Source organism: Longibacter sp., from assembly GCF_051155795.1.
Taxonomy (GTDB): Bacteria; Bacteroidota; Rhodothermia; order Rhodothermales; family Salinibacteraceae; genus Longibacter.
Genome location: NZ_DAXETW010000122.1, coordinates 1 through 17570 on the forward strand (window position 1 = coordinate 1; position 17570 = coordinate 17570).

Annotated in this window: 11 protein-coding genes and 1 pseudogene; 6 read left to right on the forward strand and 6 right to left on the reverse strand. The window is 64.6% G+C overall.

What is annotated here, in order from left to right; genetic code table 11:
* The 3 genes and pseudogenes from ACFCU0_RS12560 to ACFCU0_RS12570 form a co-directional block, all read left to right on the forward strand.
* Nucleotides 1–597: pseudogene (locus tag ACFCU0_RS12560) on the forward strand (hypothetical protein); the annotation flags it as partial.
* A 117-nt stretch (nucleotides 598–714) separates the two neighbouring features.
* Nucleotides 715–1923, forward strand: a complete 1209-nt coding sequence (locus ACFCU0_RS12565; RefSeq protein WP_434974025.1) for a glycosyltransferase family protein — start codon at nucleotides 715–717, stop codon at nucleotides 1921–1923.
* 80 nt (nucleotides 1924–2003) lie between these two features.
* A complete protein-coding gene (locus ACFCU0_RS12570) occupies nucleotides 2004–3164 on the forward strand; it encodes an endonuclease/exonuclease/phosphatase family protein (RefSeq protein WP_434974026.1) in 1161 nt (386 codons plus the stop codon).
* Nucleotides 3165–3214: 50 nt separating this feature from the next.
* Here ACFCU0_RS12570 and ACFCU0_RS12575 read toward each other — a convergent pair whose 3' ends face one another.
* From ACFCU0_RS12575 to ACFCU0_RS12595, 5 genes are all read right to left on the reverse strand, one after another.
* Nucleotides 3215–3802 (reverse strand): hypothetical protein, encoded by a 588-nt coding sequence (locus tag ACFCU0_RS12575; RefSeq protein WP_434974027.1) that lies wholly within the window; start codon nucleotides 3800–3802, stop codon nucleotides 3215–3217.
* A gap of 96 nt (nucleotides 3803–3898) precedes the next feature.
* Nucleotides 3899–4297, reverse strand: a complete 399-nt coding sequence (locus ACFCU0_RS12580) for a DUF3224 domain-containing protein (protein WP_434974028.1) — start codon at nucleotides 4295–4297, stop codon at nucleotides 3899–3901.
* Nucleotides 4298–4334: 37 nt separating this feature from the next.
* The gene (locus tag ACFCU0_RS12585) at nucleotides 4335–4814 is read right to left on the reverse strand and encodes a hypothetical protein (RefSeq protein ID WP_434974029.1); all 480 of its coding nucleotides are present in this window, start codon (nucleotides 4812–4814) and stop codon (nucleotides 4335–4337) included.
* A gap of 160 nt (nucleotides 4815–4974) precedes the next feature.
* Complete coding sequence (locus ACFCU0_RS12590) at nucleotides 4975–7620, reverse strand: protein kinase domain-containing protein (RefSeq protein ID WP_434974030.1); 2646 nt, start codon at nucleotides 7618–7620, stop codon at nucleotides 4975–4977.
* A gap of 81 nt (nucleotides 7621–7701) precedes the next feature.
* Nucleotides 7702–8298, reverse strand: coding sequence for a sigma-70 family RNA polymerase sigma factor (locus ACFCU0_RS12595; RefSeq protein ID WP_434974031.1), 597 nt, complete (start codon nucleotides 8296–8298; stop codon nucleotides 7702–7704).
* Between the two features lie 227 nt (nucleotides 8299–8525).
* On the opposite strand from ACFCU0_RS12595, the gene ACFCU0_RS12600 reads away from it, so the two are divergent.
* Nucleotides 8526–10946: a T9SS type A sorting domain-containing protein gene (locus ACFCU0_RS12600; RefSeq protein WP_434974032.1), complete on the forward strand. Its 2421-nt coding sequence runs from the start codon at nucleotides 8526–8528 to the stop codon at nucleotides 10944–10946.
* 95 nt (nucleotides 10947–11041) lie between these two features.
* Nucleotides 11042–14983: a T9SS type A sorting domain-containing protein gene (locus ACFCU0_RS12605; protein WP_434974033.1), complete on the forward strand. Its 3942-nt coding sequence runs from the start codon at nucleotides 11042–11044 to the stop codon at nucleotides 14981–14983.
* Between the two features lie 25 nt (nucleotides 14984–15008).
* Here the strand turns inward: ACFCU0_RS12605 and ACFCU0_RS12610 are convergent, their stop codons facing one another.
* Complete coding sequence (locus tag ACFCU0_RS12610; RefSeq protein WP_434974034.1) at nucleotides 15009–15431, reverse strand: acyl-CoA thioesterase; 423 nt, start codon at nucleotides 15429–15431, stop codon at nucleotides 15009–15011.
* A gap of 325 nt (nucleotides 15432–15756) precedes the next feature.
* Between ACFCU0_RS12610 and ACFCU0_RS12615 the strand changes: the two genes are divergently transcribed.
* On the forward strand, nucleotides 15757–17570 hold a 1814-nt coding region (locus tag ACFCU0_RS12615; RefSeq protein ID WP_434974035.1), incomplete at its 3' end, for a SusC/RagA family TonB-linked outer membrane protein.

Below are 17570 nucleotides of genomic sequence, written 5' to 3' on the forward strand. Positions count from 1 at the left end.
GGGGAAGACAGCACGCCCTACGCATCGCCGACGCTCTACAACATGACGTACGTCGGGTCCGGTCTCGACGGGGCGGGATCCACCGCGCTTCACATCCGCGATAACTTCGCCGGATCGTATTTCAATTCCATTGTTGCCAGTTTTCCGGGGAAAGCGGTTTATATCGAAGATGTGCCCGGGGAGAATCAGGGTGACAGCCGCGCGCGATTCGAAGCGGGCGACCTGCAGATTCAGAACAACCTGTTCCACGAGATCGGCGGCACGTTCGTTGCTGGCGCAGGGTCCAGCTTCGGCGGTCTTGTCGCGAACGAGGGACCGTTTGCCGATCTGCTTGCAAAGCGTCTCGAAACGGAGAATACGATCGTGTCTCTTTCTCCGGTAGCCACCCTATCGCGCGACAGTTACGGTATGATCAGCCGGCTTGACCCGCGCGCTGCTCGCGATGCGACGTCGTCGGATCTCGCCCCCGTTCCGTCGTCCTTCTTTGAAGACGTCTCGTACATCGGTGCGTTCGGCCCGAACGAAAACTGGGCCGTCTCCTGGTCTTTTCTCGGGAACGGAGGGAGCGAGTATCCCGGACTGCAGATCATGGAGTAGGACGCCGATCTGGCCGGATCAGGGTCGCGGCAAAAGATCCGACAGCCGCCGCGTGCAACTCGGACGGGTGATTCGTGTACGGTTCGATCCCGACGACCTGTCCAGAATGCGTGGAGCATGTCGCTACGCTGTTTATTTATCGTTCAGGGTGAGGGACGCGGCCACATGACGCAGGCCCTCGCCTTCCGTCGCCTCCTCCGTGCGGCCGGTCACACCGTCACCGGTGTCATCATGGGCCGGAGCGATCGGCGGGACGTGCCGGCCTTCGTGCGCGAGCGACTGGATGTGCCGATCTCGTTCGTTCAAAGCCCGAACTTTGTAGCAGACGAGGACGAGCGCTCTGTGCGACCGATGGCGACGGCACTCCGCGGCATCCGGGATGCGAGGTGCCTCTACCGCGAACTCCGGTCGCTTCGCGATCGGATCCGGGCTCATGAGCCGGACGTCGTCGTCAATTTCTTCGAGCCGATGGCGGGGTGGACGTACCTCCGCCACGCTCCCGACCCGCCGCTCGTCTGCGTTGCTCACCAGTACATGTTTCTACACGCGGGGTATCGGTTTCCTCCGGGTCGCCGCTTGAGCCGATGGATGGCGCGCGCATTTGCACGGTCCACGGCCTGGCGGGCAGACCGGTGCCTTGCGCTGTCGCTGTACCCGGTCGAGGATACACAGACCGTCCTCGGAAAGAACGTGCACGTCGTCCCGCCGCTTCTGCGAGACGAGCTGTTTCAGCAGCCTCTCGGCCGCACCGAGCCATTTTTCCTCGTCTACCTCGTCAATCGCGGCTATGCAGATCAGGTCATCCAGTGGCATGAGGCGCATCCGGAGGTCCGGCTTCACTGCTTCTGGGACCGGCCCGGTGCGGCGACGGTCGAACACTACGACGATACACTAACCTTCCATCAGCTGGACGGCCGCAAATTCCTCGCGATGATGGCCCGCTGCCGCGGTCTCGTGTCGACGGCCGGGTTCGAGTCCGTCGCCGAAGCCATGTACCTCGGCAAGCCCGTGCAGGTCGTCCCGGTAGAGGGTCACTTCGAACAGTGGTGCAATGCCTTCGACACCGTCCGCGCGGGGGCGGGCGTCCGGACAGAGACGTTCGATCTCTCGTGCCTGTCGGACCACCTCCGGACCGGAGCCGTCGATCCGGCTCGAACCGAGACATACCGGGCCTGGCTCCGTGACGGGCGTGATCGCTTCATTCAGGAGGTGGAGGCGGCCGCCATGGGCACCCGACGGCGTCGTACATCGCCGGGCGCCGCGTCACGAACGCCGGCCCCGGAGGCGTCGGTCGACCGCACAGAGGCCCAGTCCCAGCCGGCCTGACGATCCGCGCATCACGTTCCCGCATCGAGCACTGTAGTCAGGCGGTGCGTCCCGATCACGAGCACGACCCTGTCAGCGACATGCCCACCGACGTCGACATCCGCCGGGCATTCACCTTCGGCGGGCTTCTGGAGGCGATTGTCCAGACGGTTCGGCGGGGTGCGACGCTGATTCTGTCGGCCGTCCTGCTCGGGTTCTTCCTTCTCGGATACGCGACGGCGTACCTTCCGCCGTCGTCCTTCTGGTGGACCAGCCCCTTCGCGGTTCTGCTCCCCTACGTCAGCCTGTTGCTGCTCCCGTTGGCCGTCGTTCAGGCTCTCGTTGCCATTCGCCAGCGGATGGGGCGCCGGCTACTCATCGCCATGGCCGTCCTCGCGATGATCGGCGTTCGGTTTGGACCGACGGTATGGAGCGAGCCGCAGACTGTCCGTCCGGGCGATCTGGCGCTCACCTCGTTCAATGCGCCCACACACGGGCCGAGTCGAAGTGAGCTCGCGGATGCCTTCGTTGCCGTGGTCGATCGCGCCAACCCGGATATCCTCGCGCTACAGGAGGCGAACGCGTACGTTCACACCGACCGTGGATCGCTGTACGAACGCTACACGGCACCCCATCTCTACGCGCTCGTCCGGTCCCGCCCGTTTCGGGCGCCGACTCATTTTCCGGCCGGCGTTCGCCTGTCACAGCCCGTGGTCGCGCAGCTCACGCTCGATTCCCTCACGCTGGTGGGCGAAAAGGAGTCGATCGAACGGGGTCGTGTGGCGCCGGCGAGCCGGGTGACCTTCTCCTGGAAGGGTCAGCGCGTCGTCCTGTACAACCTGCACCTCTACACGGTGAGCAAGCGCAAGCCGTGGCGCGAAACCGGCTTTCAGTGGCTGTCGCCCGGCACGTGGGGACCGTATCTGGCGGCATACCGGGCGGCGACGTTGCGCCGGGCGGAGGAGGCCCGGGTGATCCGTGCGGCGATCGAGCAAGAAATGTCGCCGGTCATCGTGACGGGCGACTTCAACAGCACCGTGCACCACTGGGAGTACCGGCATATCGCAGAGGGGATGAAGAACGTACTGCAGGAAGCCGCTACCGGGTGGCGCGCGACGTACCCCTCTCGCTCGCCGCTCGTCGGCATCGATCATATTCTGGTCGGACCGGAATGGGAGGTGGTGTCCGGCACAGTGGGCGAGAGCTATCCCTACACGGATCACCGGCCCGTCCATGCTCGCATCCGGTTGCCCGAGAGGTAGAAGGCGCCATCGGGAGGCGATTCGTCGCCCCGGGGGGCGCCGGACGGGCGCTAAATGGCCGCCGGGATGCCGGACGCATCGGATGGAACGGCGAGGTCGGCTTCGGCAAACGCCAGGGCGCGCTCGCGGGTCGTGTTCGACAGCCCGCCCTCCAGGCGCTCCAGCGCCGGACGCGTCAGGACAGCCGGCATCCCGGCGAGGAGGAGCCACCGGCCGAACGCATACGCCATCACGCGGAAGTAGGTGGCATCGGCGACGGGGGTGCCCGTCACGGCACACCGGTCCATCCACGTCTCGATGTCCGGCGTGCCCTCGTCCCCGACGGTGGAGAGGAGCTGCTCCCCCCGCACGTTGAGGTCAATCACATCCGAGTAGAACCGCGCGATGTGCTCCTGCGACTTCTGCGAGTACGACGCGTCCTGGTCGGCCAAGCACGACTCGCATACGGCAAACTCGTAGGCGACCTCCGCAGGTTCGCCCGGGGCCGTTCGGGTGAACGCCCGCTCGATCACGTACCGTGGCGCTTCTTCTTGGATGGGTCGGTCGCAGGCCCTGCAGGCGGCGAACCGGTCCCTGTCATCCGACGGCGTGAAGAGATCCCAGGTGTAAACGGGGACGGCGATCGGCTCGATGGACATGGCGATGGGCTGTCGGAAAAAGCGTCGCGATCACAGGTTGTATCGTCGCAGTACCGATGCGATCCGGCCGGTCCGAACGGCGTGGAGACCGCCGCGTCACGACGCGTCCAGCGAGAGATCGAGTGCATACGATGCATCCTCTCCGAGCGGGGCGGAGAAGCCGCCCTGCCCCGTTACGTCTCGGAAGTCCCCCGTGCCGGTGCCCTCAACGACCGTCCAGGTGGCCTGCGCGGTCTCCCCGTCGAACGTGCCGCTGATCTGCAGGACGAGACTGCCGGACCGATCGCCGATGTCTCCGTTCAGCCACTGCTGCCCGACGAAGCGGGCAGTGGCTTCGTCCGAATAGGCCATTAAATATTCCACCTGGCCATCGCCCTCGAAGTCGCCGGAGAAGTCCTGAACGACGGCCGCACGGGTCATCTTGCCGTGGTCACCGACCTCGGCGTAGGCATCTTCCTCCCATGAGGTAATCTCGAAGTTGCCGGTAATGTGCATGTGTTGATGGGTTGCGGTGATACGTCACGTGGGCGGATTACGGGGCGTCCTGTCCGACGTACGAATAGCCGGCGGGCGCCATCGGTTGCTCGTAATCGTAGAAGGTGAGGTAAAGGATGTTCGGCTCGTCCAGGCCTGTGTATGTGACTGCATACACGTCCAACATGCCGGTTCCCATGATGCCGTTTTTCGTCTGGTACGGACAGCAGTGTCCCTGTCGCTCGTAGCGAATGGGTTCTCCGTTCGGACCGCGGAGTGCATTCAGGTACAGTACCTGATCCTTACTGCTTCCTCCGACTTTGATCGGGTTCTCCCTCGTGGTGCCATAGTTGGGGTCGTCGCTCACGCCCGGTAGCTCCATGGCGTTTGACGGATTTGTGCGACCGTTCGGGGTACCGCTTCCATCCATTGTTGTTGATCCGAGCACGGCAGGAGCATCGGGCGATGAGGCGGAGCAGGCGGGGAAGAGGAAAAGGACGGTGGTAAGGCCGAGGGAAAGCAGGACCGTTCGCATCATGCCGACGGCGGCGAATTGGGGATCAAGGCCGGGCGGTTTCGACCCAAGGATAATGGTGAACGACGAAAGATGCTGCTTCCCTTCCGTATCGACGCATGGAGAGCCCGGCCAGCGGACGTGCATTTGCGGTGATCCCCTGCAAGGCCGTGGCTGACGATTTTCATTCGTTACCGCTCTTGAGGTCGGCCAGCAGGCGCCTGGTCGCCAGGGTTCGGGGGTCGCCGTCGCCGGCCCGGTCGGACAGCACCCGGAGTTGCTGCTCCAGCAGGGAGGTGGCTTCACGGAGCGCCCCCGATTGCGCCAGCGCTTGCGCATGCCATCGCCGGGCACGAAGGACGAGGGGGTGGGTCGAATCGAAGGCGCCGGTCAGGATGGCCGTCCCCTCGCGAAAGGCCGGAATCGCCTCGGAGTGTCGGCCGCATTCGGCCAGAACTCGTGCATGGCCGACCGTGGCCCACCCGATGCGAGGGTGCCCGGGCGGAAACGCGCGGTGGGCCGCGTCGATGGCGCGGATGAACAGCGTGTCCGCCTGCTCGAGACGGCCGGTCTTGTGGACGACCTGTGCGCGCAATGCGAGGCTGGTTGCTATCACCGGGTTGTTCGGTTCCAGCACGCGCTCTGCCATGGCTAGAGCCTCGGCCGTCAGCGAGTCGGCCAGCGGGAGATTTGTGTCGTCAACGACTGCGGCCAGATTGCTCAGCGCAAAAACAAGCTGCGGATGGTCGCCATCGAAGAGGTCGCGCTGCATCTGAATGGCCTCGGTCAGCAATGCTTCGGCCCGGTCGAGGTCTCCCAGCCGGTGAAGCGTCATCCCGAAGTCGTTGAGGAGGAGCGCTAAGGCCGGGTGCGGGGTCGGAAGCCGCTCACGCTGGATGGTCAGGAGCTGGTCAAAGACAGGCACCGCCTCCTGCAGTCGACCGGTTTCCTGATGCAGGAGCGCCAGGTGCTGCAGTGTCGAAAGCCGAGTCGTCTGGACGGCTACTGAATCCGCATCTTTCGAGGAGTCAAGCACGGTCATCGCCTGAAGGAGGCGCGCCTCGGCCCGGTCGTAGGCTCCCTGCTCCAGGTGCAGGCTGCCGAGGTCGGACAGGGTGGTGGCTACGTCGAGCGAGTCGGCGGTCGGGGACGAGCGAAGGATCGACAGACCGTCACGGTACAGCAACTCCGCCCGCTCAAGGCGCCCACCGAGAACATTGGCCTTTGCGAGCGAGCGGAGCGTCCGCGATCGTTCCGCAATGGGTGCCCCGTGGTGGCGTTGCAGGCTAAGTGCCGTGTCGAGGAGGCGCGACGCATCGGCGTAGCTGCCGTGGGAGGTGTGCGTCTCCCCGAGCACACCCAGAAGGTCTGCGCGCGTCAGCGGCTGGTCGGCCAGACCATCGTTCAACTTCTCCTCCCCGCGCCGGAGGAGATCGAAGGCCGTGAGGGTGTCGCCAAGCGATCGGCTGGGGTCGGGCGCGCGGAAGATATCCACGAGAAAGCCAGAGATGCGTTCGGCTCGCTCGGTTTCTTTCCTCGCGATATCGCGCTCACCGGCCGCGACGCGTGCCTGCCACATTGCGATGCTGAGTCCCCCGATCAGAGCGAGGATGACCAGCGCGCCGGCAGAAACGCCTATCCGGTGACGTCGGATGAACTTCCCGGCGCGATACAGTGCGGTATCCGGTCGGGCACGGACCGGCAACCCGTCCAGGTGCCGTTGGAGGTCCTCTGCCAGCGCATCGGCCGACGCGTACCGCCGGCCCGGATCCTTACGAAGGGCCTTCAGGATGATCGTGTCGAGGTCCCCGGTTAGCTGCCGACGGAGCCCGTCCGGTGTCGTCGCGCGGGCGCTTGCCTGCTGAATCGAAGCGTCGCCGGCCGTCTCCGCGAGCCTGTCGCCCGGGGCGACCGGTGCGCGGTCGCAGACGATCCGTTCGAGGTCGGCCGGCGTCGCGTCGTTTAGGTCATAGGGCCGGCAGCCGCTGAGAAGTTCATACAGTAGCACGCCGAGGGCGTACACATCGGTGGCCGTCGTCACGGGCTCGCTCCGGATCTGCTCGGGGCTGGCGTACTCCGGCGTCATGACAGCCATCCCCGTTCGCGTAGCGTCGTGCTCCGGCCCGGCCTCCTCAAGCAGCTTGGCAATGCCGAAGTCCAGCAGTCGGACGGCGCCGTCGTCCGCGACCAGCAGGTTTGCCGGCTTGAGGTCGCGATGGACGATCAGGTTCTGGTGCGCGTGGCTGACCGTGCGGCAGATCGTAATGAAGAGCCGGATCCGCTCGGGGAGGGAAAGCCGCCGGGTGTCGCAGTAGGTGTCGACCGCCTGCCCGTTTACGTATTCCATTGCAAAGTATGGGAGACCGTCGTCCGTCACCCCGCCGTCGAGGAGCCGCGCGATGTTCGGGTGTTGAAGACGAGCAAGGATCTGGCGTTCGTTCAGAAACCGAATCAGCAGGTCCTCTCCCGCAAGCCGATAGCGGACGACCTTCAGGGCGACGCGCTGCTCGTACGTTCCGTCGTCTCGCTCGGCGAGGTAGACGGTTCCCATTCCTCCGCGGCCAATTTCACGCACGATGCGGTACGGCCCGACGCGGTCCCCTTCTCGAGACGCACCCTCCAGCGAGGCGGACCACGAGCCCATCAGGTCGCGGGCAAGACGGTCGAGCGGACCCGTCGCAGCGTGGGCACGGAGAAGGGACTCGACTTCCATTCGGAGATCGATATCGTCGCCACACGCGGCATCGAGAAAGGGCATGCGCGCGCTCTCCGGCCGCTCGATCGCACGGTCGAACAGGTCTTGAATCGTTTCCCAACGCTGAGCATCCATGACGGTCGCCTCCGGATCCGGTCATTCCGATCATAGCATCTCGTCCACGTTTCCTACAGCGAAGCAGCGAGCCAGATTGGCTCACCGGGAAGGAGGGTCTTCTGCGAATTCGGCCGTTCCGTCCGCCAGTTCGCGGTTTAACCAGGCGCGGGCCAGGCCCCAGTCGCGCTTGACCGTAGCCGGCGATACGTCGAGAGCGGTTGCCGTTTCCGCGATCGTCAGTCCGGCGAAGAAGCGGCACTCTACGACGCGGTGCTGACGGACAGAGAGTCCGCGAAGCCGGTCGAGCGCATGGTCCAGGGCAAGAATGTCCAGCGCCTGATGATCGGTCATGAGCGACGCGTACTCAATCGGCACGCGGGACCGGTCCCCGCCCCGTTTTTGGGCGTTCCTCCGCTCCGCGTAGTCGACAAGGATGTAGCGCATGGCCTGTGCCGCAATCGCGAAGAAATGGGCGCGATCCCGGTACTGAATGCGGTCCAGATCGACGAGCTTTAGATAGGCCTCGTGAACGAGAGCGGTCGTGCTCATCGTGTGATCCCGTCGCTCGCCCTGCATCCGGCGGTGCGCGATGGCACGCAGGCGATCGTAGACGATCGGCATGAGTCGATCCATGGCGTTGTCGTCGCCCGCCGATGCCGCGTGCAGCAGTTCGGTCACGTCTTCCGCAAGGTCCATGTCCTCCTCCCGTACGCGCTGAAAGACACAAGTGGATAATGCACGGGAAAGATAGCCACCCGTGATGGGAGATAAAAGTGTTTTGGCGGAGGGTGAGCCAGTTTGCGCCTGCTTCCGGCTGTAGGGAATGAGTGCCGACCGGTCTCCGCGTTGTCTTTGCTACGGGCGTGGAGGACGTCGGTCTGGCCATTCGTCCGGTTTCCGCTTCAACATCTACGTCTACAGCCATGTCCAACGCTACCGGCTCCACGTCTACGCTTTCCGGCCTTCTGTCTCGCGCCGTTTCCGCCCGGCTACGCGTCCTCAATCTGAGCTTGATCGCGCTTCTGTGCCTCACAGGCGTAGGCGGGTGCAACCTTGTTGCCGCCTACATCTGTGCGCTTCAGGGGGGATACGTTGAGTTCGGCGGCTTCGGCGAGGCGACGGCCGTTGTGTGTACCGTCGGAGGTCCCGAAGGGTCGTCCCACCGGGTCACGACGACGGCGATCGCGGACGGTGAGTTGTTCTGGACGGAGGGCAACCGGCAGATTTTCGGTACCACGCGTGGCGGTACGCAGGCCCGGAAGCTGTTCGACTTCGGGCGCTTTCCCGTTGGGCTTGCCGTCGACCCCTCGGCAGGACACGTCTACTGGACGGACCTCAAAACGAATAGCCTCCGCCGTGCCAATCTGGATGGAAGCGCCGAAACGGTTCTAATCGACAATTTGGCTGAGAGCGTCCTTGATGATGCCGGACGGTTTGCCGGGCTCGCCGACGTTGCCGTCGATGCGTCAAGAGGCAAGGTGTACTGGAGCAACGTAGCCACCGGGTCCATCCAGCGAGCAAATCTCGACGGGTCCGGCCTCGACACCGTCGTGTCAGGCCTTGCCTCGCCCGTCGGACTCGACATCGACCCTGCCGGCGGGAAGGTGTACTGGGCTCATCTCAGCGATACGGCGGCCGATCGGAAGATTCAGCGGGCGAACCTGGACGGATCGTCGGTGGAAGACCTGATCACCGGTCTGACTCTCCCGCAGGACGTCGCCATCGATGCCACGGCCGGAGTCCTGTACTGGGCCGATCCAGAGGACCAAGTGATTCGCCGCGCCAACCTCGACGGGAGCGGTGTCGCGGACGTGCTCACAGGGCTCAACGCTCCAGCCGGCCTTGCCGTCGATCCTGTCGGCGGCAAGCTGTACTGGGGCAGTGTCGGAGCGGTCGACGTGAAGCGGGCGAACCTGGACGGCACCGCGGTTGAAACGCTTCTGACCGGGACGCCTGCTGCAGCGTTGTCCGTCGATCCCGCGGCAGGCCACCTTTACTGGGCGGGGTGGATCGACGGGACGGTGCGCAGGGCCGGGCTCGACGGCGCAAATGCGGCGATTCTCTCCGCTCCCCGAAATTTTGCCGGACGAATTGCTCTCGATGAGGCCCGAGAAGCCGTGTACTGGCCGGCACCCGATGGTGTGATCCAGCGATCGGATGTCGATGGGGCCGGCGTTACCAATCTGACGCCGGCAGATCCGTTCACAGCCGCTCAAGACGTTGCCTACGATCCGGTCAGCGACAAGATCTACTGGACCGTCATCGGCCCGGCGGGGGAGGTCCGGCGTGCAGATCCGGACGGCGCAAACATCGAGACGTTGGTCACCGGCCTCGGCGCATCGCTGGCCGACGTGGTCGTCCACGGTGTAGAAGGGAAGGTGTACTGGCTGAATGAGAATGACGCATCGGGCAACCGGTCCATCCAGCGCGCCAACGTGGACGGGACCGCCTTCGAGACCTTCTTCGCACCCGGCACTACCGACGTCATCCGGAGTCTCGCCATCGACAACGGGCAACTCTTCTGGGTCCTGAACTTCGACACGATCCAGCGTGTGGATCTGACGACGCTCACCGGTATCGACGACATCATCACGCGACCGTCGGAGGTCATCCAGGCCGTTGCCGTTGGGAATGGGAACGTGTACTGGAGCGTGTCGCAGGGAGGAGAGGGGACGATCCGTCGCGCGGACCTATCCGGGATGACCGTCGAAGATGTCATCACCGGCCTGCCGGCGTCCGAAATTTCGGACCTGGCGTTCTTCGGGGCGGGCGTGATTCCCGTCGAACTGGCCTCGTTTACCGGCCGGGCAAATGGTCGCGATGCCGTGCTGGAGTGGCGCACCCTGACGGAGACAAACAATGCCGGCTTCCACGTGGAAATACTGCCACCGGGCGCGGGAGACGCATGGCAGCGCGTCCGCTTCGTTGCGGGAGCGGGCACCACCGCATCCCCTCAGACCTACCGCATCCGCATTCCGCATCTGAATGCAGGCACCCATCACTTCCGGCTCCGTCAGGTGGATGTGGACGGGACTGCTGTGCTCGGTCGGAGCGTCGCCGTGACGATCGCCGGCGCCGTCGGGATGACGCTGACCGCGCCCGTCCCGCACCCCGTCCGCACACGGGCGTCGCTTACGCTCACCGTCGACGAACCCACGCACGTCCGTGTCCGGATCTTCGACCTCCTCGGCCGCCCGGTCGCAACGCTTCACGACGGCGCACTGACCGCTCAGAGGAGCCATGCGCTGCCCATTGATGGACTCCAACTGGCCAGCGGAACCTACTTCGTCCGAGCCGAAACCCGTGAACGAACGCAGACCCGACGATTCACCGTCGTCCGCTGAACAGCTTCTCACCGCTGTCTGACTCCGATTGACCCGCTCCATGACGCATGCTGTTCGCACGCGTCCGGCACCCGCCCATCGATCCCGCTCCTCCTATGTCGTACTCGACGAATAGCATGTCTCGACTCGCGGTTATCTTCGCCTCAATCCTGGCCGTCGCGCTCTGGCTCTGTATCCTGCCGGATGCTGTATCGGCGCAGGGCATTCCTGCACGCGACGACGGCCGGTGGGGCGCTGGCACCGGACTTCCCGGTCCCGCTCCGATCTCCAGCCCCCAGGCCTCTGCGATCGCGCCGGGTGGCGAGATCTATATTTTTTACCGAAGCACGGACGGTCTCCGCGTTTCCCGGTGGGACGGATCAAACTGGGCGGAGCTCGACGGCGCCTTTCGAATGCCCGTCCTCGGGGCGGAGGTGGCGCAGGCGATAACGGTCGGAGCGGACGGCTCGGTCTACGTCGCCGGACGGTTCAATACCGTCGAACAAAACAGCACCAGCACGCCCGTGAACAACATCGCCCGATGGACGCCGCAAGATCAGGTCTGGGAGGCGGTCGGGGGTGGGGTCGACGCCTACGTAAATGACATCGCTGTCGACGCGACCGGACGCGTGGTCGTCGCGGGCATTTTCGGGACCGGGTTTGAAAATGGACCGCCGGTGCCATTGAATGGGATCGGCCGATGGGACCCTGACGCCGGCACCTGGGAAGCGTTCGGAGGCGGCCTGGTCGGTCTCACGCCGTCGTTTTCGGCGCAGGCCTTCACGGTGGACGTGCGCGGGGGAGATGTCGTCGTGGCGGGCGAGTTCGAGGAAGCGATTGATGCTGATGGCGGCACGCGTTCCGCGAATGGGATCATCCGCTGGGACGACACAGCCCGGGCGTGGCAACCGCTCGGCCAGGGGCTCGAGAACGATGCGCCGGTGTTTCCCCGGCAACGCGACCTCATATACGCAGCGGACGGTTCGATTTATCTCGCCGGGGACGCTTCAGACGGCACGGCGACCCCGATTCCCCTCGAAGCGTTCAACCCGAACGGGTCCTCGGTCTTCGGGAACGTGCTGCGGTGGACGGGTTCGGAGTGGCAGGCTGTCGACGCAGGACTGAACGCTGACATCATGGGGGACCTCGTCCGGGACGGCTCGGGTCGCTTCTTCGCGCGATACGCCAGTGGCGGTACATCCGTGATCTCCGAACGCGACGGTGGGGCGTGGACGACCATTGCCACATTCGCGCCCTTCCAGTTTGCATCGACGCTCGCAGCCAACCCGTTTTCTACACAACCGGATGCGTACGCCGGCGGCAGCTTCGCCACGATTACCGATCCAGGTGGAGCTCCGGACGACGCCGGCCCGAACGCCACGACGCAGGTCGCCAACCACGCACGGTGGAACGGGACCGGATGGCAGGCCCTGTTGGGCTCGCTGGCGCCGCCGCCGGGTACAAACGGAGAGGTCCGCGCCCTTACGCACCAGCAGCCTCCCGGTAGTGTGGTCGCGGCCGGAGGAACGTTTACCTCAACCGGCGGGACTCCCACGGAAAAAATCGCGATACGCGCGACCGAAACATCGAAGTGGGACCCGGTCGGTGGCGGCGTAACGTCCTCCGGCGCATCCGTCGAAGCACTTGCCTTTTCCCTCAACGGGGCCGACCTCTACGTCGGCGGCGACTTCACGGAGGTGACGCAGACCGACGGGACTCCGGTGCCTGTCGCCCACTTCGCCCGTTATGACCGGGACGCCGAGGAGTGGCGTTCCCTCGGCGCATCCTTCGATGGTCCGGTGTATGCACTGCACATCGTGGAAGGGGTCCTCAATGCCCCGGACGTGCTCTACATCGGCGGGGCGTTCACGCAGGTGTCGTTTCCGAACGGGACGATTCTCCCGGCACCCGGGCTCGTCCGCTACCGCATTCAGCAGGATTTCTGGGAAACGGTTGGCGGGGTGGCCGGAGGGGGTGTGGTCTACGCGCTGGACAGCGGAGGTGCGCTTCCGGGTGCTGCAAGCGGGACGCAGCCGGAATTCCACGACCTGTTCGTCGGCGGAGACTTTGGCGCAGCGGTCGATCGTAGCGGGACGGTCATCCCGAATACGACCCATATCGCCCGGTACGACGCGTGGCGCGACACCTGGCACGCGGTCGGGCAGGGGGCCAACAATGTCGTTCGAGCCCTTGCATACGTGCGGAGCCGGACGCCACCGAACCGGGGCCCGTCCAGTCCGGAGGGCGTCCTGTATGCCGGCGGCGAATTCACGAACGTCCGAGACGGGAGCGGGGCGAACACCGTCGTGAACCATCTGGCGAAATGGCGAAGCGAGACCAATTCGTGGGCCGTTGTCGGATTCAACAATGCAGAGAACGGCACGAACGGCCCGGTAAACGTGCTCTATGAACACCCCGGCCTGACGGACCGGACCTATTTTGTGAATCGGGTCGGACTGGTTGTCGGCGGCGAATTTACCGAAGCCACCAGCAGCACGCGCCAGCGCGTCACAGTCAATCGCCTGGCGTTGCTCGTTGATGAGGGCGCTTCGTTCAATAATGCCGTCCTGCCGTACCATGAACGGTTCCTCCCGTTTGGCTCGGGACTCGACGGCCCGGTGGATGCCGTGACGATGCGGGAGTGCGATCTCCGGGCGGCCAACCGGGAGGCGATCTACGCCGGTGGCCGGTTTGGCAACGCGGGCGGTAACCGAAACGCATCGCTCGCGCTGTGGCAGTTGCAATGGGGCGGCTACGCACCGGGCGCGGCAATTATCTCTGCCGGCTTCCCGGCATCGGGCAGCGGCTCCGGACGGGCGAGCGCGGTGATCCGCGACGGTGGCTTCGCCTGCCGGGACCTGCTCGACGTCTCCGCGGCGCCCGCCACCAACCTGTTCACCGGCCTCGCCCCCGGCGAGTCTGCCGCCCTCCCGGCCGCCCTGCCGGCCGATCAACCGTTCGCCATCGACCTCACAGACGCCGACACCGGGGCGCCGATCGCTACGATCGACAGCGTCACGGCAGAGACCGTCCTCCCGACGGCGCTCGTGCTGATGGGCCTGCCGGACACGACCGCATACGCCTCGAACCCCGACGGCGTCCCCGTCGGTCTCACCGCGGAGGCGTTCACGCTGCCGCCGCCGGATCCTGCGGGTGGCGACGTAGCGCTCCTCTTCGTGCACGCGGTGACCGACGCGCCGTCCGTGGACATAGAGTGGACGAACGGCGGGACCGTTCTTGCGGAAGACGTGCGTTACGGAACGGCCCGCCCGGTGAACGCGGCGATCCCACCGGGACCGAAGACGTTCGATGTGCGGACATCCGGTGACGGGCAGGTGGTGGGCAGCTTCACGGTCGACGTTGGAACGGGCGGCGAGGTCGCCGTCCTCGTGCTTCAGGGTTTCCTCGATCCGTCTGCCAATCAGAACGGGCCACCGATCAGCCTGGATGTTTACAATCAAACACCGCCGGTGCTGCCGGTGGAGCTCGCAAGCTTCACGGCGACCGTGGACCGGGTGGGCGACGAGCCGGTCGTTGTACTCCGGTGGGAGACCCTTAGCGAAACCGGTAACGCCGGCTTCCACATTCAGCATCGGGATGGGGGCGAGGCGTCGAGCCGATGGGTCGACCGGGCTTTCATTCGCGGCGCCGGTACGACCGAGCAGCGGCAGGTGTACACGCATCGCGTAACGGGGTTGACGCGCGGGCGGCATGCGTTCCGCCTGCGGCAGGTCGACGTCGACGGCACTTCGGTGCTGGGGCCCGTTGAGGAGGTGGTCTTGACGCCGGCCAGGGAAGCAGTGCTGACGCCCGTCGCGCCGAATCCGCTTCGGGACACGGGTGCGATGACGCTCACGCTACGTAAAAGCCAACGCGTACGGGTCAGCGCCTACGACCTGCTGGGACGCCGCGTGCGCATCCTGCACGACGCCGTCGTGGCGGCCGAAACGCCGACGCGGATCGCGATCGACAGTAGCGGTCTGGCCAGCGGTACGTATTTTCTCGACGTCCGTGGTGAGACGTTCCGGGAGGTGCAGCAGGTCGTGCGTATCCGGTAGGACCGCATCGTTGGCGCGTATGAGCCTACTCGGCGTTGAGCAGTAGCTCCGACAGACGCGTCCGGGCACGGTCCGCCAGGGGACGAGACGATCGTGTGTCGGTGTCGATCTGGACGATCACGGTTTCGCCTGTCGCCACGCATCGTTCATCCTGGAAGACCGCTTGCGACACCGTCACTGAACTCGTGCCGATCGCCCTGATCCCGGTACCGATGACGACGGACCCGGGCCAGTGGACCTCGCCGCGAAACTCCACCGTCATCTTTGCGACGACGAACTCCGCTCCATCCCCGGTCAGCGGGTCTTGAGGGTCGTACAGAACCTCCACTCGGCCGGTCTCGAGAAAGGTGGCAAAATGGGCGTTGTTGACATGCCCCTGCCGGTCGGTGTCGGCATACCGGAGCTTGTCGGTGGCACGACGCGGAAAGTCGTTCGGGGAAAGATCCATGGATGAGGAGAGAAGGGAAAAGAACGAGTCTGAGAAAAGGTACGCTCACACAGGGAAAAGAATGGAAGGGCAGGCGTGAGCGGAAGGAAGTGCAGCTCAAAACCCGCTTGGATGGGGCTAATTCGTGGAGCCTTGATTGACGACGATGCGTTCAGTCATTAGAATTAGTCTAAATTGCTGTTGCCGAGCCCTGTTAAGCGGTCGCTAGACCTGATTGCGATCGGTGTGACAGATCGCTCTGATTGGTCGACGCTACTCTGCGTGCTGTCTGTTTCTGCCGTTTCCCCTCCTCCTGACGATCGACCACGACCGCGTACTTCCCCGAATGAATGCTCTCCTCGCTGCGAAACGTGCTGCCGCCTGCGGGTTGCTTCTGCTTGTATGCTGCGCTGCGTTCCTGAGCGCCTCGGTACGCGCGGCAGAGTCAGACACCTCGGTACGCGTGGCGGAGTCAGACGCCGGCCGGTCTGCCGATCCCATCACGATCAGCGGGATCGTCGTTGATGAAAACGCAGATCCGCTTCCCGGCGTGAATGTCCGGATCGAGGGGACCGGGCGGGGAACCGCCACGTCGTCGGACGGCACCTTTTCGATCACGATCCGCGAGGGGCAGAGCCGGACGCTCGTATTCTCCTACATTGGCTATAAGCCCGTCGAGCGCACGTTCGAAGAAAGCCGGACCGACGTTATTGTTGAGATGGAGGTCGATCAACAGGAGCTGTCGGAGGTCGTCGTGACCGGGTACGGGATGGAGAAAACGCGAACGGAACTGGTTGGAAGCGTCGCCGAAATCAGCGGGGAAGAGCTGGAGCCCCTGCGGCCCGAGGCGTCGTTCCAGACGCTGCTCAGTGGGAAAATCGCCGGCCTGAAGGTCAACAATCCATCGGGCGGCGAGGCCGGCAAGCCCATATCCGTCAAGATCCGGGGGCAGGGCAGCCTTCCGACGCCCCAGCTGCGTCGGTCGACCTCGTCTCAGCCGCTCTACATCATCGACGGCGTCCCGCTCTACGACATTCAGTCCGAGCAGTTTAACCAGGCCGCCGGGCGGGAGGAGTTGCTGAACCCGCTCGCCACCATCAACGCCGACGACATCGAGAGCATCTCGGTCCTGAAAGACGCCTCGGCAGCGGCCATCTACGGCGCGAATGCGGCCAACGGCGTGATTCTGATTGAAACGAAGGACGGCGCCACCGACGGCTTCGACGTTGAAGCGCGTGTCAGCAGCGGCATGTCGAATTCGATCAACGAGGTGATGCTGCTTAACTCTGAGCAGTACGTGCGCCTGTACCGGGAAACGCTCATCAACGACGGCGCCACGCCGCAAGAGGCGTCGGAGGCATCGGGGAGCGACAGCATTTACACGAACTGGGACGAGGTGCTGAAGCGACGCGCGATGTTCACCAACGCCACGCTCAGTTTCAGCGGTGGCACGGAGACCCTCTCGGCCCGCGTGTCGCTGAATTACAACGACCAGGAGACCATCTCGCGCGGGAATTCCTTTCAGAAGTACGGTTTCCGGTCGCGCATCGACTACCGACTGGGGGACCTGGCGCGAGTGAACCTGAGCAACGGCGTGACGGGTGTCGAAAAGGTGTCTCTCGGCAGTTTCAGCAATGTGCCGCTACCGCCGAACATTTCTCCGTACGACGCGGACGGCGGCTTCAACGACGCCACCATCTTTCAGGACCGCCCCAATCCGCTGGCGGTCATTCAGCAGAACGACAACAATCACAATAGCCTTTCCACGACCAACAGCCTGCAGGTCACGGTCGAGCCCATCGACAGGCTGAATCTCCGGGCACTCGGCGGGATCGATTACTACCAGAACCGCAACTTTATCTACCGCTCGAAAAAGAACGCGACGGGGAACGACAGCGGCGGCGGCTTGACGATTGTGAACCGGCGCAATCGGAAGTGGATCACCAACCTGACGGGCGATTACTCCTTCCGGCGCGGGGAGGCGCACTCGGTTTCGGCGCTTGCCGGCGTGGAGGCGCAGGAGAAGAATACGAAGGTTCTTCGCGGCTCCGGGTCTAATTTTTTGAACGATAACCTGCGTGTCCTTCAGGCCGCCGGTGACCGGGAAGACCGCGACGCCGCATCGTCGGACGACAACGTGACCACCCTTTCGGCATTCGG

Coding starts and splice junctions, on each gene's coding strand:
- ACFCU0_RS12565 (WP_434974025.1), top strand. CDS start 715: ATGTCGCTACGCTGTTTATTTATCGTTCAGGGTGAGGGACGCGGCCAC.
- ACFCU0_RS12570 (WP_434974026.1), top strand. CDS start 2,004: ATGCCCACCGACGTCGACATCCGCCGGGCATTCACCTTCGGCGGGCTT.
- ACFCU0_RS12575 (WP_434974027.1), bottom strand. CDS start 3,802: ATGTCCATCGAGCCGATCGCCGTCCCCGTTTACACCTGGGATCTCTTC.
- ACFCU0_RS12580 (WP_434974028.1), bottom strand. CDS start 4,297: ATGCACATTACCGGCAACTTCGAGATTACCTCATGGGAGGAAGATGCC.
- ACFCU0_RS12585 (WP_434974029.1), bottom strand. CDS start 4,814: ATGATGCGAACGGTCCTGCTTTCCCTCGGCCTTACCACCGTCCTTTTC.
- ACFCU0_RS12590 (WP_434974030.1), bottom strand. CDS start 7,620: ATGGATGCTCAGCGTTGGGAAACGATTCAAGACCTGTTCGACCGTGCG.
- ACFCU0_RS12595 (WP_434974031.1), bottom strand. CDS start 8,298: ATGGACCTTGCGGAAGACGTGACCGAACTGCTGCACGCGGCATCGGCG.
- ACFCU0_RS12600 (WP_434974032.1), top strand. CDS start 8,526: ATGTCCAACGCTACCGGCTCCACGTCTACGCTTTCCGGCCTTCTGTCT.
- ACFCU0_RS12605 (WP_434974033.1), top strand. CDS start 11,042: ATGTCGTACTCGACGAATAGCATGTCTCGACTCGCGGTTATCTTCGCC.
- ACFCU0_RS12610 (WP_434974034.1), bottom strand. CDS start 15,431: ATGGATCTTTCCCCGAACGACTTTCCGCGTCGTGCCACCGACAAGCTC.